At 61.6% G+C, this 14,478-nt stretch carries 9 protein-coding genes; all 9 read left to right on the top strand.

What is annotated here, in order from left to right; all coding sequences use genetic code 11:
* The first annotated feature begins 511 nt into the window (after window positions 1–511).
* The 9 genes from OKW37_RS10725 (at window position 512) to OKW37_RS10685 (ending at window position 14,324) form a co-directional block, all read left to right on the top strand.
* A complete protein-coding gene (locus OKW37_RS10725) occupies window positions 512–2,884 on the top strand; it encodes a DUF2345 domain-containing protein (RefSeq protein ID WP_429406582.1) in 2,373 nt (790 codons plus the stop codon).
* A gap of 4 nt (window positions 2,885–2,888) precedes the next feature.
* Window positions 2,889–5,303 carry a hypothetical protein gene (locus OKW37_RS10720; protein WP_429406584.1) on the top strand — a complete coding sequence of 805 codons (2,415 nt, stop codon included), beginning with the start codon at window positions 2,889–2,891 and terminating at the stop codon, window positions 5,301–5,303.
* Entirely contained in the window at window positions 5,300–5,734 is a 435-nt protein-coding gene (locus OKW37_RS10715; protein WP_429406586.1) for a hypothetical protein, read from the top strand. The genes OKW37_RS10720 and OKW37_RS10715 overlap by 4 nt, the downstream gene beginning before the upstream one ends.
* Before the next feature lie 112 nt (window positions 5,735–5,846).
* Entirely contained in the window at window positions 5,847–6,107 is a 261-nt protein-coding gene (locus tag OKW37_RS10710) for a PAAR domain-containing protein (RefSeq protein WP_429406589.1), read from the top strand.
* The gene (locus tag OKW37_RS10705) at window positions 6,107–7,384 is read left to right on the top strand and encodes a hypothetical protein (RefSeq protein ID WP_429406592.1); all 1,278 of its coding nucleotides are present in this window, start codon (window positions 6,107–6,109) and stop codon (window positions 7,382–7,384) included. Before OKW37_RS10710 ends, OKW37_RS10705 begins: the two co-directional genes overlap by 1 nt.
* Window positions 7,365–10,925, top strand: a complete 3,561-nt coding sequence (locus OKW37_RS10700) for an ImcF-related family protein (protein ID WP_429406594.1) — start codon at window positions 7,365–7,367, stop codon at window positions 10,923–10,925. The genes OKW37_RS10705 and OKW37_RS10700 overlap by 20 nt, the downstream gene beginning before the upstream one ends.
* The gene (gene tssF, locus OKW37_RS10695; RefSeq protein WP_429403509.1) at window positions 10,922–12,781 is read left to right on the top strand and encodes a type VI secretion system baseplate subunit TssF; all 1,860 of its coding nucleotides are present in this window, start codon (window positions 10,922–10,924) and stop codon (window positions 12,779–12,781) included. Before OKW37_RS10700 ends, tssF begins: the two co-directional genes overlap by 4 nt.
* Window positions 12,781–13,296 carry a type VI secretion system lipoprotein TssJ gene (gene tssJ / locus OKW37_RS10690; protein ID WP_429403508.1) on the top strand — a complete coding sequence of 172 codons (516 nt, stop codon included), beginning with the start codon at window positions 12,781–12,783 and terminating at the stop codon, window positions 13,294–13,296. Before tssF ends, tssJ begins: the two co-directional genes overlap by 1 nt.
* A gap of 539 nt (window positions 13,297–13,835) precedes the next feature.
* Window positions 13,836–14,324: a hypothetical protein gene (locus OKW37_RS10685; protein ID WP_429406597.1), complete on the top strand. Its 489-nt coding sequence runs from the start codon at window positions 13,836–13,838 to the stop codon at window positions 14,322–14,324.
* Window positions 14,325–14,478 lie beyond the last annotated feature (154 nt).

The following is a 14,478-nucleotide window of genomic DNA, read 5'->3' as shown; positions in this document are numbered from 1 at the left end:
AATCCAATGAAGGCGGCTTGATGCCGCCTTTTTCAATTGCACGGCGAGAAGCAGACGTTTATTCGTTTTGCATATTGTGTCTGCATATGTTGTCACGCGCGTCCATCAGATAAATCATGTGCCTCCCGACCCGACCCGAACGAAACGCGCGGGGAGATGCTGGCCATGATTGAGCGCATCGCCGAACTTCTGGAGGCGCGCGCTCGCGGCGACGCCACGCTTCTCTCTACCACGCTGCGCTATCACGAGCAGCAGGGCTGACCGTTTCCCGCGCGCGATCGACTCGCATGCGTCGTTCGCCATTAGGTGTTGCTGCACCCGTTTATCACGCATTTCCATCTCGAAAAAGCAAAGGATTCCGATTTAACGATCATTCACAAAATCGTTGGCAATTTCGCACAGGGTGAGTGGAGTGATTGACGGGCAGCGGGTACCGCCCTAGATTTTTTCGGTTGAAGGTTGCTGACGCAACAGTTGTGCCTCGTTTCTTTAACCATACAGGGATGTGTGGATGAATGCTGTCACGAAAAACTTTACCGCCGCGCTCAGCCATCCGAGCGCGCGCCTGACCCAGCACCTCAGGATCTGGATCGGCTCCCAGCCCCATGACCTCGACGTGCTCGATTTCAAGGCCAGCGGTGGCTTCTGCAAGGACTACCGCGTCGACGTCACGGTTACGTCGCCACGGCTGGAGATCGACGGCAAGCAGTATGTGGGCCGTCGCGCGGGCCTGCAGATCGACGAGCAGGCGGCGGTGCCCTCGGTGAGCTACGTGCAGCCCGTCAGTCACGCCGCCGCCACCTTCAACGGCGTGGTGACGAGCTGGAAGCGCATCCGCACGAGCCGCGACGAGTCGGCTTACCAGATACGCATCGAGCCGCGCTTTGTGGCCCTCTGCAAACGCATCATCAAAAGCGACACATTCAAGGATGTGACGTTGCAGGAGCTGATCACCCAGGCGCTGGTGGACCGCAAGAATTTCGATGCCTTCGATGTCGAATTCCAGATCGAAGGGCTGCAGGAGAAGATGGAGCAGGTGGTGATGCTGGAGGAGTCGCTCTGGAATTTCATCGCCCGCCATTGCCGCCGCCTCGGCGTTTTCTGGTTCTACAAGCAGGGACGCGGCAAGGACGGCAAGCTCGACACCATCGTGTTCGCCAACAATCCGCGCGCCTATATCCGCTCGGTCGACGTGCCGCTGCTGGATGCCTCGGGCCTGCACGCGAGCTGGCACGAAGCGGCCCAGGCCGTGCATGAGCAGCGCGCGCTGGTGCCGGCCACCATCGAACTGTGGGAGCGCAACTACTGCACGCCGGACGATCCCCTTCGCGCCACGGCGAATGTCTCCATCGGGACGGATGACCGCTCGTCGTTCGGGCAGATCAGTCGCAGCGTCGAAGGCCATCTGACGCCAGCGCAGGGCGAAGCATTCGCGCAGACGCGGCGCGATGAGCAGATCGCGCGTCAGGCGACGCTGGCGGGCAGGACCGACGCCAAGGGCATCGCGGCGGGCGTGGTAATGAAGCTCACCAATGCGAAGATGCCGAGCGCCGAATACGGCTTCGTGATCACTTCGTTCAAGATGAAGGGCAGCCGCACCAAGCCGGCCTATACGCGCTTCAAGGCGATGCCGGCGAACCTGACCTACCGGCCCAGGTTTGACTTTGAGCGGGACTGGCGTTTTCTGCCTGGTCCCGCTGTGGGCGTGGTCACGACGAGCGACTCCGCCCCCTACGGCGACATGGACGACCACGGGCGTTATAGCGTGCTGCCGAAGTTCCTGCAGGGCACGGGCAACACCGACAACAAGCTGCTGAAGCTGCGCCTGCTGCGTCCGTCATCGTCCTACCAGGGCGGCTTCCACTCGCCCCTGCTGCCGGGAACCGAGGTCCTGCTCGACGCCGAAAATCGCGACGTGGACCGCATCTACATAGCGGGGGCCATGCACGACTACGCCCACCCGGACGTGGTGCGCGGAGACCAGTCGCTGTTTAGCTATGCCATCTGGCGCTCGCCGCTGCTGGGGGCCGAGGTCATTTTTAACGATCTGCAGGGCAAGGAAAGCGCGCGGATCGCGACGGTGTACAGCCAGTCGGCCGTCAATCTCGGTTACCTGCTCAACAGTAAAAAGCTCCTGCGGGGTGAAGGGTCCGAAATGACGACCCAGGGCTGGGGCACGACGCGCGCGGCGAAGGGACTGTTCCTCTCGGCGGATGCGGCGGCCGGGGCCGATACGCCGCACCTCGACATGCCCACCGCCGTCGCGCAGCTCAAGGCCGCCCTGCAGCGCGTGACGGATCTGGCAACCGCGACCACGCAGGCCGGGGCCGATCCGGCTGACCGCGCCACGCAGTCGGCGCTGCTCGACGGGCTGAACCAGCTGCGCGACGCGGGGCTGCTCGCGAGCGCGCCCGGCGGCATGGCATTCGTGACGCCGAAATCGATGCAGCACTCGGCGGGGCAGAACGCGATCGTGACGGCGGGGCAGGACATGGACGTGAGCGTCGTCCAGCGCCTGCGCATGGCGGTGGGCGGCATGATCTCGCTGTGCGCGCACAGGCTCGGCATCAACCTGACTGCAGCAAAGGGCAAGTTCACGGCCTCGGCGCTTACCGACGGGATGGACCTGTTCGCTCAGAAGCAGTTGCGCGTCGCCAGCGAAAGTGCGGATGTGCAGGTGTCGGCGAAGTCGAAGATCACGCTCAACTGCGGCGGGGCCTCGGTTGTCATGGAGGGCGGCAACATCACGTTCCACTGCCCCGGCGCATACACCATCAAGGCTGCCTCGTTCACGTTTGTCGGCCCCGGCAACGTGCCGACCCAGTTACCGTCCCTGCCGAAAAGCAGCCTGAAGATTTCCGACCCGTATTCGTCATCCCACTGAAGCCATGATCATCAGCCCTCCCTTCCTTCCCGCGTCGGGCCTGACGGCCAGCGACGCGTCGAAACCGGACCCCATGATGGAGCTCATCGACCAGTTCGAGATCGGTCATCACGGGGTCTGGCCGGTCACCTTCGACCGGCGTTCTCATTGCGGCATCCATCTGAACCCGGGTGAGCAGACGGAACCCGTCCGCGCGATCGCTGATGGGGATGTTGTTGCGTACCGGGTCTGCAAGAATGGCATCTCGGATGGCACCACCAATTCGACGACCGGGCAACCTGAGCTGAACTCGAATGCCGGTTTCGTCCTGCTTCGGCACAAGACCAACACGGGAGACGGACGCACGATCACGTATTACTCGCTCTACATGCACCTGCTGGACATGACCAGCCAGGAGCACATCGTCCCCCAGCCTAACGACCCGCCGGAGACCGGCTCGGCGAATGCGCTGCCCAAATGGCTGCTCGATACGGCAGGGGGCAAGGATGGGGTAGTCCAGACGGCCGGCACGAAGAAGGTGTATCGCAAGGACATGCTTGGCTACGTCGGCCAGCATCAGGGTGTGGCGCATCTGCACTTCGAAGTATTCATGGCGGACGGCGATTTCAAGGCCTGGTTCGACAAGGTACAGATCGGGGTGAAAAAACCGGCCCAGCCGACCACGGGCGACTATTGGGGGCACAGCTATTTCGTCATTTCCGGCCCGCAGGAGTTCTATCCGCAGCCAGCGGGCATGGATGAGAAGTGGTTTCCCCGAGTGCCGGGCGGCTCGCTTGGCGCAGGTGACACGCTCTATGTCGAGGCGTGGTTCAACAAGGGGCAGCGCTTTACGCGGGCGTGGATCGATCGCGGCAGCAGCGGCAACGTGATGCTGCTTACGCCCGACCCCGTTGCGGACCCATATGATCACGGCACCGACAGCCACCACAATCCAAAGCGCTACGAATACGACCTGTGTGATCGCGCGATGGCACTCTATCCGACGTGCCCGAGCGATGGTTATGAAATGCTGCGGTTTGGACGCATTCTCTCGGACCATCCGACGCTGACGGGGACGGCTTGTGCCACCTGGATCGCAGTGCCGTTCGACGGGAACGGCACGCTGGGCTACGTCAACATCGCGCCGGACGCGATCAAGAAGCTGTCCGATGCGGATTTCCCGTTCTTTACGGGTTGGCAAAAGGTGGATGGCGACAACACGCCGTTCAACGACGCCGGGCGATGTGATTACGCCACGCTTTGCGGGTTGACCGGCATTCAGGATTCGCTGCCATCGGCACAGCCGCTTGAAGCCGATCCAAACAACAACAATGAGGTCAACCTGCAGCTTGCCAGCTATGTGCAGAACACGGACGGCGTGGATGAAAAGCTCCGGGGGATGGTGTTCAAGGCGCGCAGCGAGTGGGATCCGTCCAACAACGACGAACGGTACAAGGACCTGAACGACCCGTATGGCTTTTTTGGCAAGCAGAAGGATACCAACCCCGATGGGTACGCCAAGTTCACCGATTTCCTGAGCAAGTTCCAGTTTCTGGACAAGACGCCGCTCGCTGGGAAGGAGCTGTGGTTTTTCCATCCTCTGGCGTTTATCCGACATTTTAGGAAGTGCTCTTGGCTTGATGCTCGGGAAATGGCAGAGTGCTTCCCGCGTAGCTTGCTCCAGTTAGAGTTGACTCAATTTCGACCGTCAAAGCTGCCTTGGAATAGTGCGCTTTCTCACGCGGAAAAATGGAATAAATCGTTTAATGTCGGAACGAGAAAATATGGGATTAACTCGATTCGGCTATTGCATTTTTTGTCTCACGTTATTCCTGAGACTGGCAGGCTGAGCTTGGTCAAGGAAATTGGTGGTGAGCGCCAACATTATAATCCATATTATGGGCGTGGGCTTATACAGCTAACGCACCTCGAAAACTATAAGCCTTATGGGAATTTTCGGAAGTTCCAGTCCGGAGCCGTTCCCGAGAAATTTCATGCGCTTGGATGGGATCCTGATGCCTTGATCGCTAAAGACAATAATGGGGGGCAAAATACTGATAATTGCGTTGATAGCGCCTGCTTTTATGTTGCGAAGCGCAACGGAATGCTATCGCATGTGGATGCAGGTGTTACGCAAGACGATGCGATCAGGGCGAGTAAGGATGTGAACGGCTATGTCGCCATTGAAAACCTTAATGGATTAGATGTTCGCCTTCAATCCGTCGTATATTTGCGAAATATTCTTACGGATGAGATTTTCAAAAGTGAGCAGGTGATCATAACTTTTGAATGGCGGCGAAACTCCCAAAGAGAACCTGTCTTGGACGCGCAAGGTTCTCCAGTCATGGAAGGCCATCCGCCGCATCAGCGCCCGAAAAAGAAATTTTATAAAACGATTCATACCATCACTGCATCTATTGAACGGCAGATTCCCGAATGAAAAAAAGTCTTAGGCAATTATGTGCTGTCGCTGTCGTGTTGCTGCCAGCAGTCGCACACTGCGAAATTTCGGAAGAGGTATATTGCTTCGATTCCAGCGGCCCGGGATCAAAGAATTTTGGCCTTCATGTTTTGTACGATGACGCTGCAAAGTGGTCCGGTGCATTTGTAAAGTATCGCGGTGCTAAGTCGGCAATAACGTTGGTATCGAAAAATGAAGAGACGGAAGAGATAAGTCCAGGGCGTCCGGATCAAGTGACAACGACATGGTATGAAGTGTACGGAGGGAAAATTGCGGGAGAGTACGAAATGATGAGTCAAGGTGCAAATATATATTCTATGACTTATAAGAATTACGGAACTCGTAAGCAAATTGCGTTTCTCTTTAATCCCGAGGCGCTGGGGGAAAATGGCTCGGAATGCATTTGGTGATGTGGTGAATTCCCTTATCTGAGTTCGCTGAATTTATGAAATGGTGCGGCGCCTATTTTTCTCGTAATGTGCCGTTGCGTAACTGAAATTCATGAAGGGTCTCGATTAATATATGCAATCTCCCGTCCGCAAAGGCGACGAACTCGAACACGGCGGCGAAGTGACTGGCGGCTCGCCATGGATGAACTTCATGGGCAGGCCGCTTGCCCGCAAGGGAGACGAGGCGATCTGCGCGCAGCACGGCCCGACTGTCATCGACGAAGGCTACGCGAAGTTTCCCGACCGCGACGGCAGGGAGGTTGCCTTCCATCATTACCGCTGCGCGTGCGGCTGTCGTCTGCTTTCGTCGCTCATGAATTTCAACATCGAGTAATGCCCGTCGATCTCTCTTCCGCCGGACGCCCCAGCGGGTATCCGCCCAGGATGCGTTTCTGGCCATGGGCGGCGACCTGGTTCGTCTGTAACGTGTTCGGCCCCGTGATCGTGCTGCTTGCGTGGCCGAAGGGTGAGCCTGCGCGCGGCCTGGAGTTCTGGAGCTGGATGGTCGGGGCACCGAACGGCGTGTTCCTGGTCCTGCTCGGCTTTGCCCGCGCGGGCTACGAAGCGCTGTGGTATCGCGCGTACTGGCGCAACCATCATCGTGATCGCTGGCTGGCGGAGAAAATCCGTTTCGCGCAGCGCCCGCTGCACGTACTCGAGGCAGGCTACTGCCTGCCGCTCGCGCGCAGATCCCTGGCCGAAGTTCTCGCTGGCAAGCAATCGCTCCTGAAGATGCAGAGCGCCCGCCATGGATCGGGCAAGGTCTCGTGCAACCGCTTCGAGGATCATGATCCGCTGCTGGCCGGGCTGCCCATAGCGGGTGAAGAGGAAAGCGAGGGCGGCGCAGGCGTACTGACGAAGACCGCTCCGGCTGTCCAGATGATCCGTGCTGCGCTTGAGCCGCTGGCCGGAAGTATCCAGGCACTAACCCGATACGAAAAGGCGTACTGGCCGCAGGTGCGCGTGCTGGCCGGGCCGGAAACTGCGGACCTGCGTGTGGCCCAGGTCCGCGACGCGTTGCGGCTGGCGGCGCTGCCGCCGCTCGAGGTTCAGATTGTCCCGGCATCTGACGGGCTGCTGGTGGCCGATGCCTGGCTCGATGCGCACGAGTGCCGTCCGCTTCTCGTCGTCGCGGCAGCGTGGTACGACGATGCCATCGACGAAGGCTGTGCCGAAGGATGCGCTGCAGTGCTCTTCGGCCCCGGCTACTTCAGGCTCCCCCCGGAGGTCAGCCCGAAAGCGGCGCTGCACCGGCCCGTCCAGGGGATCGACGGTGAGGCCGAGTACGGCTTCGCGAATGCCGCGATCTGGGGCAAGGTCAAAGCCGCAGCAGTGACGCGCGCATGGATCACGCGCCCGGTTGAGCACTGCGACCGGGCTCTGGCTGCTGCCGGTTTTCAGGCCGCTTCGAAGGATGCCGCGCAGTGCCGCCTGGATCGTATTGTTGGCGACGCCGGCGCAGCCAACGGCCTGCTGGCAATCGCCGCTGCCATCGAATCCGGTGCCGCAGGCGGACCGCAACTGGTTGTCGATGGTTTGCAGTCGGCCATCCTCCATGTCTTACCCGCAGATCAAGAAAACGCATCCACGCATGACGATACCCAAAAATAACCTTCAGTACACGGAGCCTGATGCCGCCGCCAGCAAACCGGCTCCGAGCCGCGCAGCGATCTGGGGCATGCCCCTCGCCGCGCTCGTCCTCGCCATCGCCGCACTCCTGCTGGTCTGGTTCGGGAGTGACCGCCTTGGCATCGCGGATGGCGCGCCTCGCACGCGGCTATTGATCGGCATTCCGATGGTGCTGGTCATCATCGTGATCGCCCATCTGTTCGCGGTATCGACAGGCGCATACGGCGGGGCCGCCAGACTGTTCCGCTCTGAAACCGGCGATCACGCAAAGACAGCAAAACCGCTCAGGCGCGATGCGCGGCTGCAGCGCGTGTACGAGGAACTGCGCGTCTCGCACGGCTGGTTCTGGCGGCACCGCCAGCGCTGGCTACTGGTGAACGGTACGGATGAACGCGTCGATCAGGTCGCGCCGGGACTCAGGCAGGCGGGAATCATGCACGTGGCCGAAACCATTCTCGTGCATGCGTCGCCGGACGGCATCGAGGCGGCGAAGTGGCTGGGCCAGGTCCGCCGGCTGCGCCGCCGCTACCCGGTCGATGGCGTCGTGCACGTCGCGCGCGCGGACGACAGGGATACCGAACTGCCCCGTGCACTTTCGGGCATCGCTACCGCGCTTGGCTGGGCCGCGCCTGTTACGTTTCTGCACCCGGTCGAGGCGAAGGATAGCCCGTCCGAACGCTTCGACGCGGTCGGCACCTTCATGCCGAACGATTCGCGCAGGCAGGCACGGGAAGCCGCCACCAGGTTGCCGGAGCTGCTGAACGAGGTCGAGCAGCGGTCTGCGGACGCGGGCGTACATCTTTGCACCCGGAATAACCTCCGGGCGACCTGGCTGATGGAAATCTCGAAGTACGTCGGCGACCATTGCGAGCGCATCGTCGATGGCCTTCGGGGACTGGCTGCATCGAACTGGCTGCGCGCGCCGCTTGCGGGCGTCATGTTCGCGCCGGTTTTTCCGGGGCCGACCGTCGTACCGGTGCCGGTAGCCAACGGCGACGGGACGCCCGGCGAGCCCGCCGACGCGCCACCGGCAGTAACCGTCCTGCGCGTGCAGCCCGCCGCGTTGCTGCCGGTGTGGCGCGAGATCGCGGCGGGGGCGCCCAACTACCGGGGCCGGCGCGTCGGCTTCTACTGGCCCAACGCGCTCGCCACGCTCGTCACGGCTGCGGCGATCCTGTGGTGCGTATGGATGACGGTGTCCTTCGTCGGCAACCGGCAGTTGATGCGTGAGGCCAGTCAGACAGCGCAGGCCGCTGTCGATGCAAAACCGCAAACCGCCGAGGCCTGGCGCGCCCAGCTCGCGCTCCAGCAACTGATGGAAAAGCTTGAGTACCGTCGGCAGCATGGCGCGCCCTGGTATCTACGCGCGGGCGTTTCTTCGAACGACGCCCTTCTCGCTGCGATGTGGCCGCCATACCGTATCGCGGCGACCCGCAATCTGCAGGCGCCGGTCGTGCAAACCATCACCGACCTGCTGAAGGCTGCGGGCGAAGCGCGGGCCGACGCGCTGCAGTCGCAGGAGGCGCGCGGCAGCACCTACAACGCGCTCAAAACGTACCTGATGCTTGGAGACCCCGCCCGCGCCGACGCCGCATTTCTGCGCCGCTCGCTTGTCGCGTTGTGGCGCCGCCCGGTCGACAAGCCGGAAGGTGAGCGCGACGATACCGGCCGCCGGCTCGCCGCGTTTTACGCCGATCACCTGCAGGCGCACCCCGAATGGCGCATCACACCCGACCAGAGCCTCGTGAGCACGACCCGCAACGTGCTGGTGACGCAGATGGGCCTCGCATCGGCCGACGACACGGTGTACCAGAGCATCCTCGACGAGGTCAAAGGCAAGTACGCTGACGCATCACTCCAGACGTTGCTCAACGGCGCGGACGCGCAGGGGCTTTTCAGCACGTCGCAGGCGGTGCCTGGCATCTACACGCGCGCGGCGTGGGACGGCCTGATCGCGGACGCGATCGACAGGGCCGCAAGCGAGCGACGCGTGAGCGGCGACTGGGTGCTGACCGGCGCGCAGCCATCGCAGACCATCGGTAACACCCTCGCACAGGGTGCGATCCGCACCAGCGCCGCAATTGACGAGAAGCGGGCGGCCGAAGAACTGAAGCAGCGACTGACAGCGCGCTACTTCGCGGAGTACACCGCCGCCTGGCAGACCATGCTCAACAGCCTCCAGTGGCAACCGGCATCGAACCTGAACGGCGCGATCGACCAACTCACCCGTCTCGCCGACGCGCAGACCTCGCCGCTGATCGCGCTGATGAAGTCGGTGCAGTATCAGGCGCAGGCAGGACGACCCTCACAGGCGCTGACCGATACGCTGGTCCGCAAGGCACAAAGCCTGATCGGCAACAACGACGACGCGAATGCCCCGATCGTCAATCCGCTGGACAAGTCATTCGGCCCGCTGCTTGCATTGATGGGAGAGAGCGGCGTTGCAGCGACGAACAGCGGAAACGGCAAGGCCGGTGCATCGACGAACGTCGCGCTGAGTGGCGTCAGCCTGTCGCGCTATCTGACGGCGGTCACCACGATGCGACTGAAGCTTCAGCAGATCGCAGGCAGTCCCGACGCACAGGCGATGGCGCGCTCGCTCGCGCAGGCGGTCTTCCAGGGCAAGCTCTCGGAGCTGTCTCAGGCGCGTGACGATGCGGCGCTGACAGCCGCGAGCCTCGGCTCCGCGTGGGCGGGCTTTGGCAACGCGGTGTTTGCCCAGCCGCTCGAAGCGGCGTGGCAGACCATTCTGCAACCCGCCGCGGCGAGCCTGAACGAAGCATGGCGCGCAAGCGTGGCTGCACCATTCAACGCGGCGATGAGCGGCCGCTATCCGTTCTTTGACACGCAGGCCGATGCATCCTTCGCCGAACTCGGCCGCTTCGTGCGTCCCGACACCGGCCTGGTCGCCCGTTTCATCTCGACGCAACTCGCGGGCGTACTCAAGCTCGAGGGCGATCACTGGACACCGAACGAACTGGCACCACAGGCACTCCAGTTCGATCCGAAGTTCCTTGCCGGCCTGCGCCAGCTCTCGACGGTCGGCGCGCAACTCTACATAAAGGGCGATGCCAACGAGCGCTTCGAGATGATGGCCTTGCCGACGCCGGACGTGACGCGCTCGGAACTGTCGGTGGACGGCAAGCAGATCGTCTACTTTAACCAGCAGGAAAGCTGGACGCCGCTCGCCTGGCCCGGCGACGGCCTGAACGGGCACGCGGGTCTGACGTGGCAGACACTCAACGCGGGCCTGAGGCAGGCGTTCGATTCGACGGGCGACTGGGCATTCCTGCGCCTGCTCGCAAAAGCCGATGTGAAGCAGCTCGACAGTACCCGCTACCAGCTCACGTGGAACGACGCAAATGGCGACCCGTTGCGTTACCTGCTGCGAACCCAGGTTGGAGCCGGTCCGCTCGAACTGCTGAAGCTGCGCGGCTTCCAGATGCCCGAAAGGATTTTTGTTGTCGGCAAGGCTGGTGCCGTACCGATGCTTCCTCCCCTGCCACCGGAATTGCAACCATGACCGCACCCTGGAAGAAAAACCCGACTGAGCACGAGAATCCGTTCCTCAGGTACTACGACGAAGAGATGCGCTACCTGCGCGAGGCAGGCCGCGAGTTTGCGCAGGCGCAGCCTGACGCCGCGCGTCGCACGGGGATGCTCTACGGCGAACCTGAGGGGGCTGCGCGCGCGGTGAACGAAGCCTTTGCATTTCTCTCGGCGCGGCTACGCATGAAGCTCGACGACGGCATGCCCGAGGTGACCGACGCGCTGCTCGATAACCTCTATGAGCACGCGGCGCGCGCTATTCCGTCGCTGTCGATCATCGAATGCTCGCCGCTGAACCGAACGGGCGCAACTGCGGTGCCGATTCCCGCCGGAGCCGTCGTACGCTCAACGCCCGTCGGTCCCGATAAGGTGCAGTGCGTGTACCGGACGACGCAGCCCGTCGAGCTGTTACCGCTCTCGGTAGAAGATGCGGTCGTCGCCGTACGCGCCGACGGGCGTACGGTGATCCGCCTGACGTTTGGTCTCTGGCTCGGGGAGCAGCGCGAGCGCATGGACCTGTCGCGTATTCGCCTGTACCTGCATGGCGACCGGCCCGCTGCGGCTACGCTATACGCGGCGCTCACGCGGCAGGTTGCGTCAATCGGGCTGCGTCTGCCGTCAGTACGGGACGGCGCCTTGCAGCCGCTGGACGGGGTGCATGTCGAGGCGGCAGGCTTCGGCCCGTCGACGCGGCTATGGCCAGTCACAGACGCGAAGCGCGACGGGCAACTGGACCGCGAGCAGACGATGCTGGAGTATTTTGTGTTCCCGCAAAAGTTTCACTTCGTCGACCTGTGCGGGTTCGATGCTGCGGCGCTGCCGGCGGGTGAAGCGCAGATGACCTTCGAGATTGAACTCGATGCCCGGATGCCTGGCGACTATCCCGTCAGCCGCGAGAATTTCCGCCTGTTCTGCACGCCTGTCATCAACCTGTTTGAGGTCGATGCGTTGCCGTTGGAACCTGTCGGCTGGCACGACAGGGAGCACTGCATCCGCGTACAGCCTGGCATCGCCTCTCATGTCGAGCCGTACGATGTACTCGCGGTGATCGCCGCCGAGCCGGAGGACAGCGCACGGCACGACTACCGGGCGTTTACGAGTTTCCGGCATCGTGGCTGGGCGTTGCGTCACGAAAAGCCTGAGCGCTACTTCCATACGTCGACGCGTTTCGGTCCGCTTGGGCGGGAACTCTGGGTGACGCTGGCGGGGCAGCTATGGGCCGGAACGTACCGGCACGCAGAGAACGACGAGGACCGTCCCGATCCGGACCGCTACCTGACGGTACGCGCGCTCGCCAATAACGGGCGTCTCCCGCGCATGGCGCTGGCCGAGGCGACGATCACTGAAACCGTATCGGACTTCACCGGGATTGCATCGGTGCGCAACCTCACGGCACCGTCCATGCCGCTCTATCCGCCGCGCTATTACCCGGGCTACGACTGGCGCGTATTGGGGCACTTTACGGCGGGTGGCGCGAACGAACTGAACCGGGTCCATATGGAGGGCGCACCGGCGCTGCGTGAGACGCTGGAACTCTACGACTGGACGCCAGACGACGGGGTCTCGCGTCGTATCGACGCGATCAGGGACGTACGTTTCTCCGAGAAGCAGAAGGTGGAGCGGGCATACGTACAACGTATTGCGTGCGCATATGTCGAACTCGATCCGACCGCGTTCGACGGGCCGGGCGATGCTGCGCTATTCGGCGAAGTGCTCAATCACTTTCTGGGGCGCTACGCGAGCCTTCATGTTTCCATGCAACTGGTACTGAGCATCGGTGGCAAGGAGACCGTCTATCCTCGCATCGACTTCGAGGGAGCACCTTTGTGATGAGTGTCCGGATTTTGCGGGGTGCGCTCGGCGTGGGCCTCGCGCTGGCCGTCTCGGCATGCGGGACCTGGCAGTCGGTGAAGGACGGCACCGTGGATGTCACACGCGCGGTGTTCAAGACGAAAGTCAAACAGATGAACCTCGTGGTGACGGCACGCGGCGCACTGAACGAGGATGTGCGTGGCGCGTCGCTTCCGGTTGTGCTGCGCATCTACCAGTTGAAGGACGACAAGCCTTTCGTAACAGCGACCTACGCGCAACTGCTCGCGGGCAACGAGGCGCTGAAGGCCGCGACGCTCTGGAGCCGGGACGTGACGCTGGGACCGGGGCAGACATTGAAGATCTCGGAGCCGATCGGCGACGCAGCGAACTACGTAGGCGTGGCGGCGTTCTTCCTCGATACGGCCAACACCGAATGGTCCGTGCTCGTGCCGAAATCACAGTGGAAGAAGACCGATCCAGTGAGGCTGCTGGCAGTGGACCGCACACTGCAAATTGACGCGGAGCATCGATGAGGCTTCTGTACAGCTGGATGGTGGCCATTACCGGGTAGTCAGTTGCATGTGTAGAAGGTAGGACTTGGTTCGACAGACGATGTGAGGTCGTCGATCTCAGTGCGGCCGCTTTCGGTCACTCAACCTCAGTCCCTATATAGTTGTAGTGAAGCGGCGAATGTTTTTTTTGACTTTGTGAGAAATTCGGGGGAAGTATGCGTGACGAGTTGATGACCGAAGCGTTGTGTTGGGAACTCGAAAAGATGATCACGGTAGAGTACGCACGTGCAGTAAGGGCTACCGAGGACTGGGTTTTCTACTGTCCGCACGAGATCTGCCTAACGAACGTTCACACCCGAACGTGGAAAAATACATATTTCGCCGCTCGCCCCAGACACGTCAGCGGATGTCCGGATGAGGCGCCTTCGTCAGAGTCCTCCATAATTCCCGGTGCACCGAAGTGCAAACCTGTGCAAGTCAGGGAGAAGCCAATACCCAACCTGCTGGGGCCACAGCCTGCGCTAAAGCAAAAGTCCCGCGCCCCAACAAAAGAAGAACTCTTGCAGCTGTCCCGGGCGGTGCGACATATTCCAGCGCTATACCCGGGCACGCTGGAAGAAGTTGTTGACGCCTGGATCCGGATTGCGCCAAAAGAACGAGACCAACGAGCACTGACAATTGGCAATCAGGAACTGACCTACAAGAGTGCCTTTAGATTCCTTGGTGGGGCTTCTGACGACGTAAACTCGCTTGATCCCTACCGACAGATCATTTTCGGCGCCGCGACTGTAGAGAGATGGAAGCAGTGGATTCTAGTGAAAAGCAGAAAGAAGTTCTCGGCCGGAGAGGCAACGGTGCCTCTGCGTCTGGCAGTGAAGCAAGACGAGGCGCCGTGCTGGCTCCCAGAACTTGTCGATCGGCCGGCGACACTCTTCTGGCATGGCGTGATACCCGAGTTGGGCGCTAAGAAGGATGCGTACCGGTTTGCGGTCGATTTCGACTTGCTTCATGCAGGGTTCACCGTTCGGGCCGAGCATTTGATGCCGTGACGCCCCACCTCGCCAATCAAGGCGATCGGAAGTGGTTCCGATATAAGGTGGGCTAAGGCTTGGAGTCCAGAAAAATAGGGGAAATTCTTGCCGATGCAGAATCTCCCCACTTTTCACACCTACTCGGGCCGGTTCTTTTCGCGGGCCGCTTTCA

It is taken from the genome of Paraburkholderia sp. MM5482-R2 (assembly GCF_050436125.1).
Classification (GTDB): Bacteria; Pseudomonadota; Gammaproteobacteria; order Burkholderiales; family Burkholderiaceae; genus Paraburkholderia; species Paraburkholderia tuberum.
Note: the sequence above shows the minus strand (reverse complement) of the source record. Positions and strands in the feature narration are given on the sequence as shown.

Bases quoted from the DNA above. Each gene is read 5' to 3' on its own strand.
- OKW37_RS10705 (WP_429406592.1), top strand. From the start codon at position 6,107: ATGCCCGTCGATCTCTCTTCCGCCGGACGCCCCAGCGGGTATCCGCCC.
- OKW37_RS10725 (WP_429406582.1), top strand. From the start codon at position 512: ATGAATGCTGTCACGAAAAACTTTACCGCCGCGCTCAGCCATCCGAGC.
- OKW37_RS10715 (WP_429406586.1), top strand. From the start codon at position 5,300: ATGAAAAAAAGTCTTAGGCAATTATGTGCTGTCGCTGTCGTGTTGCTG.
- OKW37_RS10700 (WP_429406594.1), top strand. From the start codon at position 7,365: ATGACGATACCCAAAAATAACCTTCAGTACACGGAGCCTGATGCCGCC.
- OKW37_RS10710 (WP_429406589.1), top strand. From the start codon at position 5,847: ATGCAATCTCCCGTCCGCAAAGGCGACGAACTCGAACACGGCGGCGAA.
- OKW37_RS10720 (WP_429406584.1), top strand. From the start codon at position 2,889: ATGATCATCAGCCCTCCCTTCCTTCCCGCGTCGGGCCTGACGGCCAGC.
- tssF (WP_429403509.1), top strand. From the start codon at position 10,922: ATGACCGCACCCTGGAAGAAAAACCCGACTGAGCACGAGAATCCGTTC.
- tssJ (WP_429403508.1), top strand. From the start codon at position 12,781: ATGAGTGTCCGGATTTTGCGGGGTGCGCTCGGCGTGGGCCTCGCGCTG.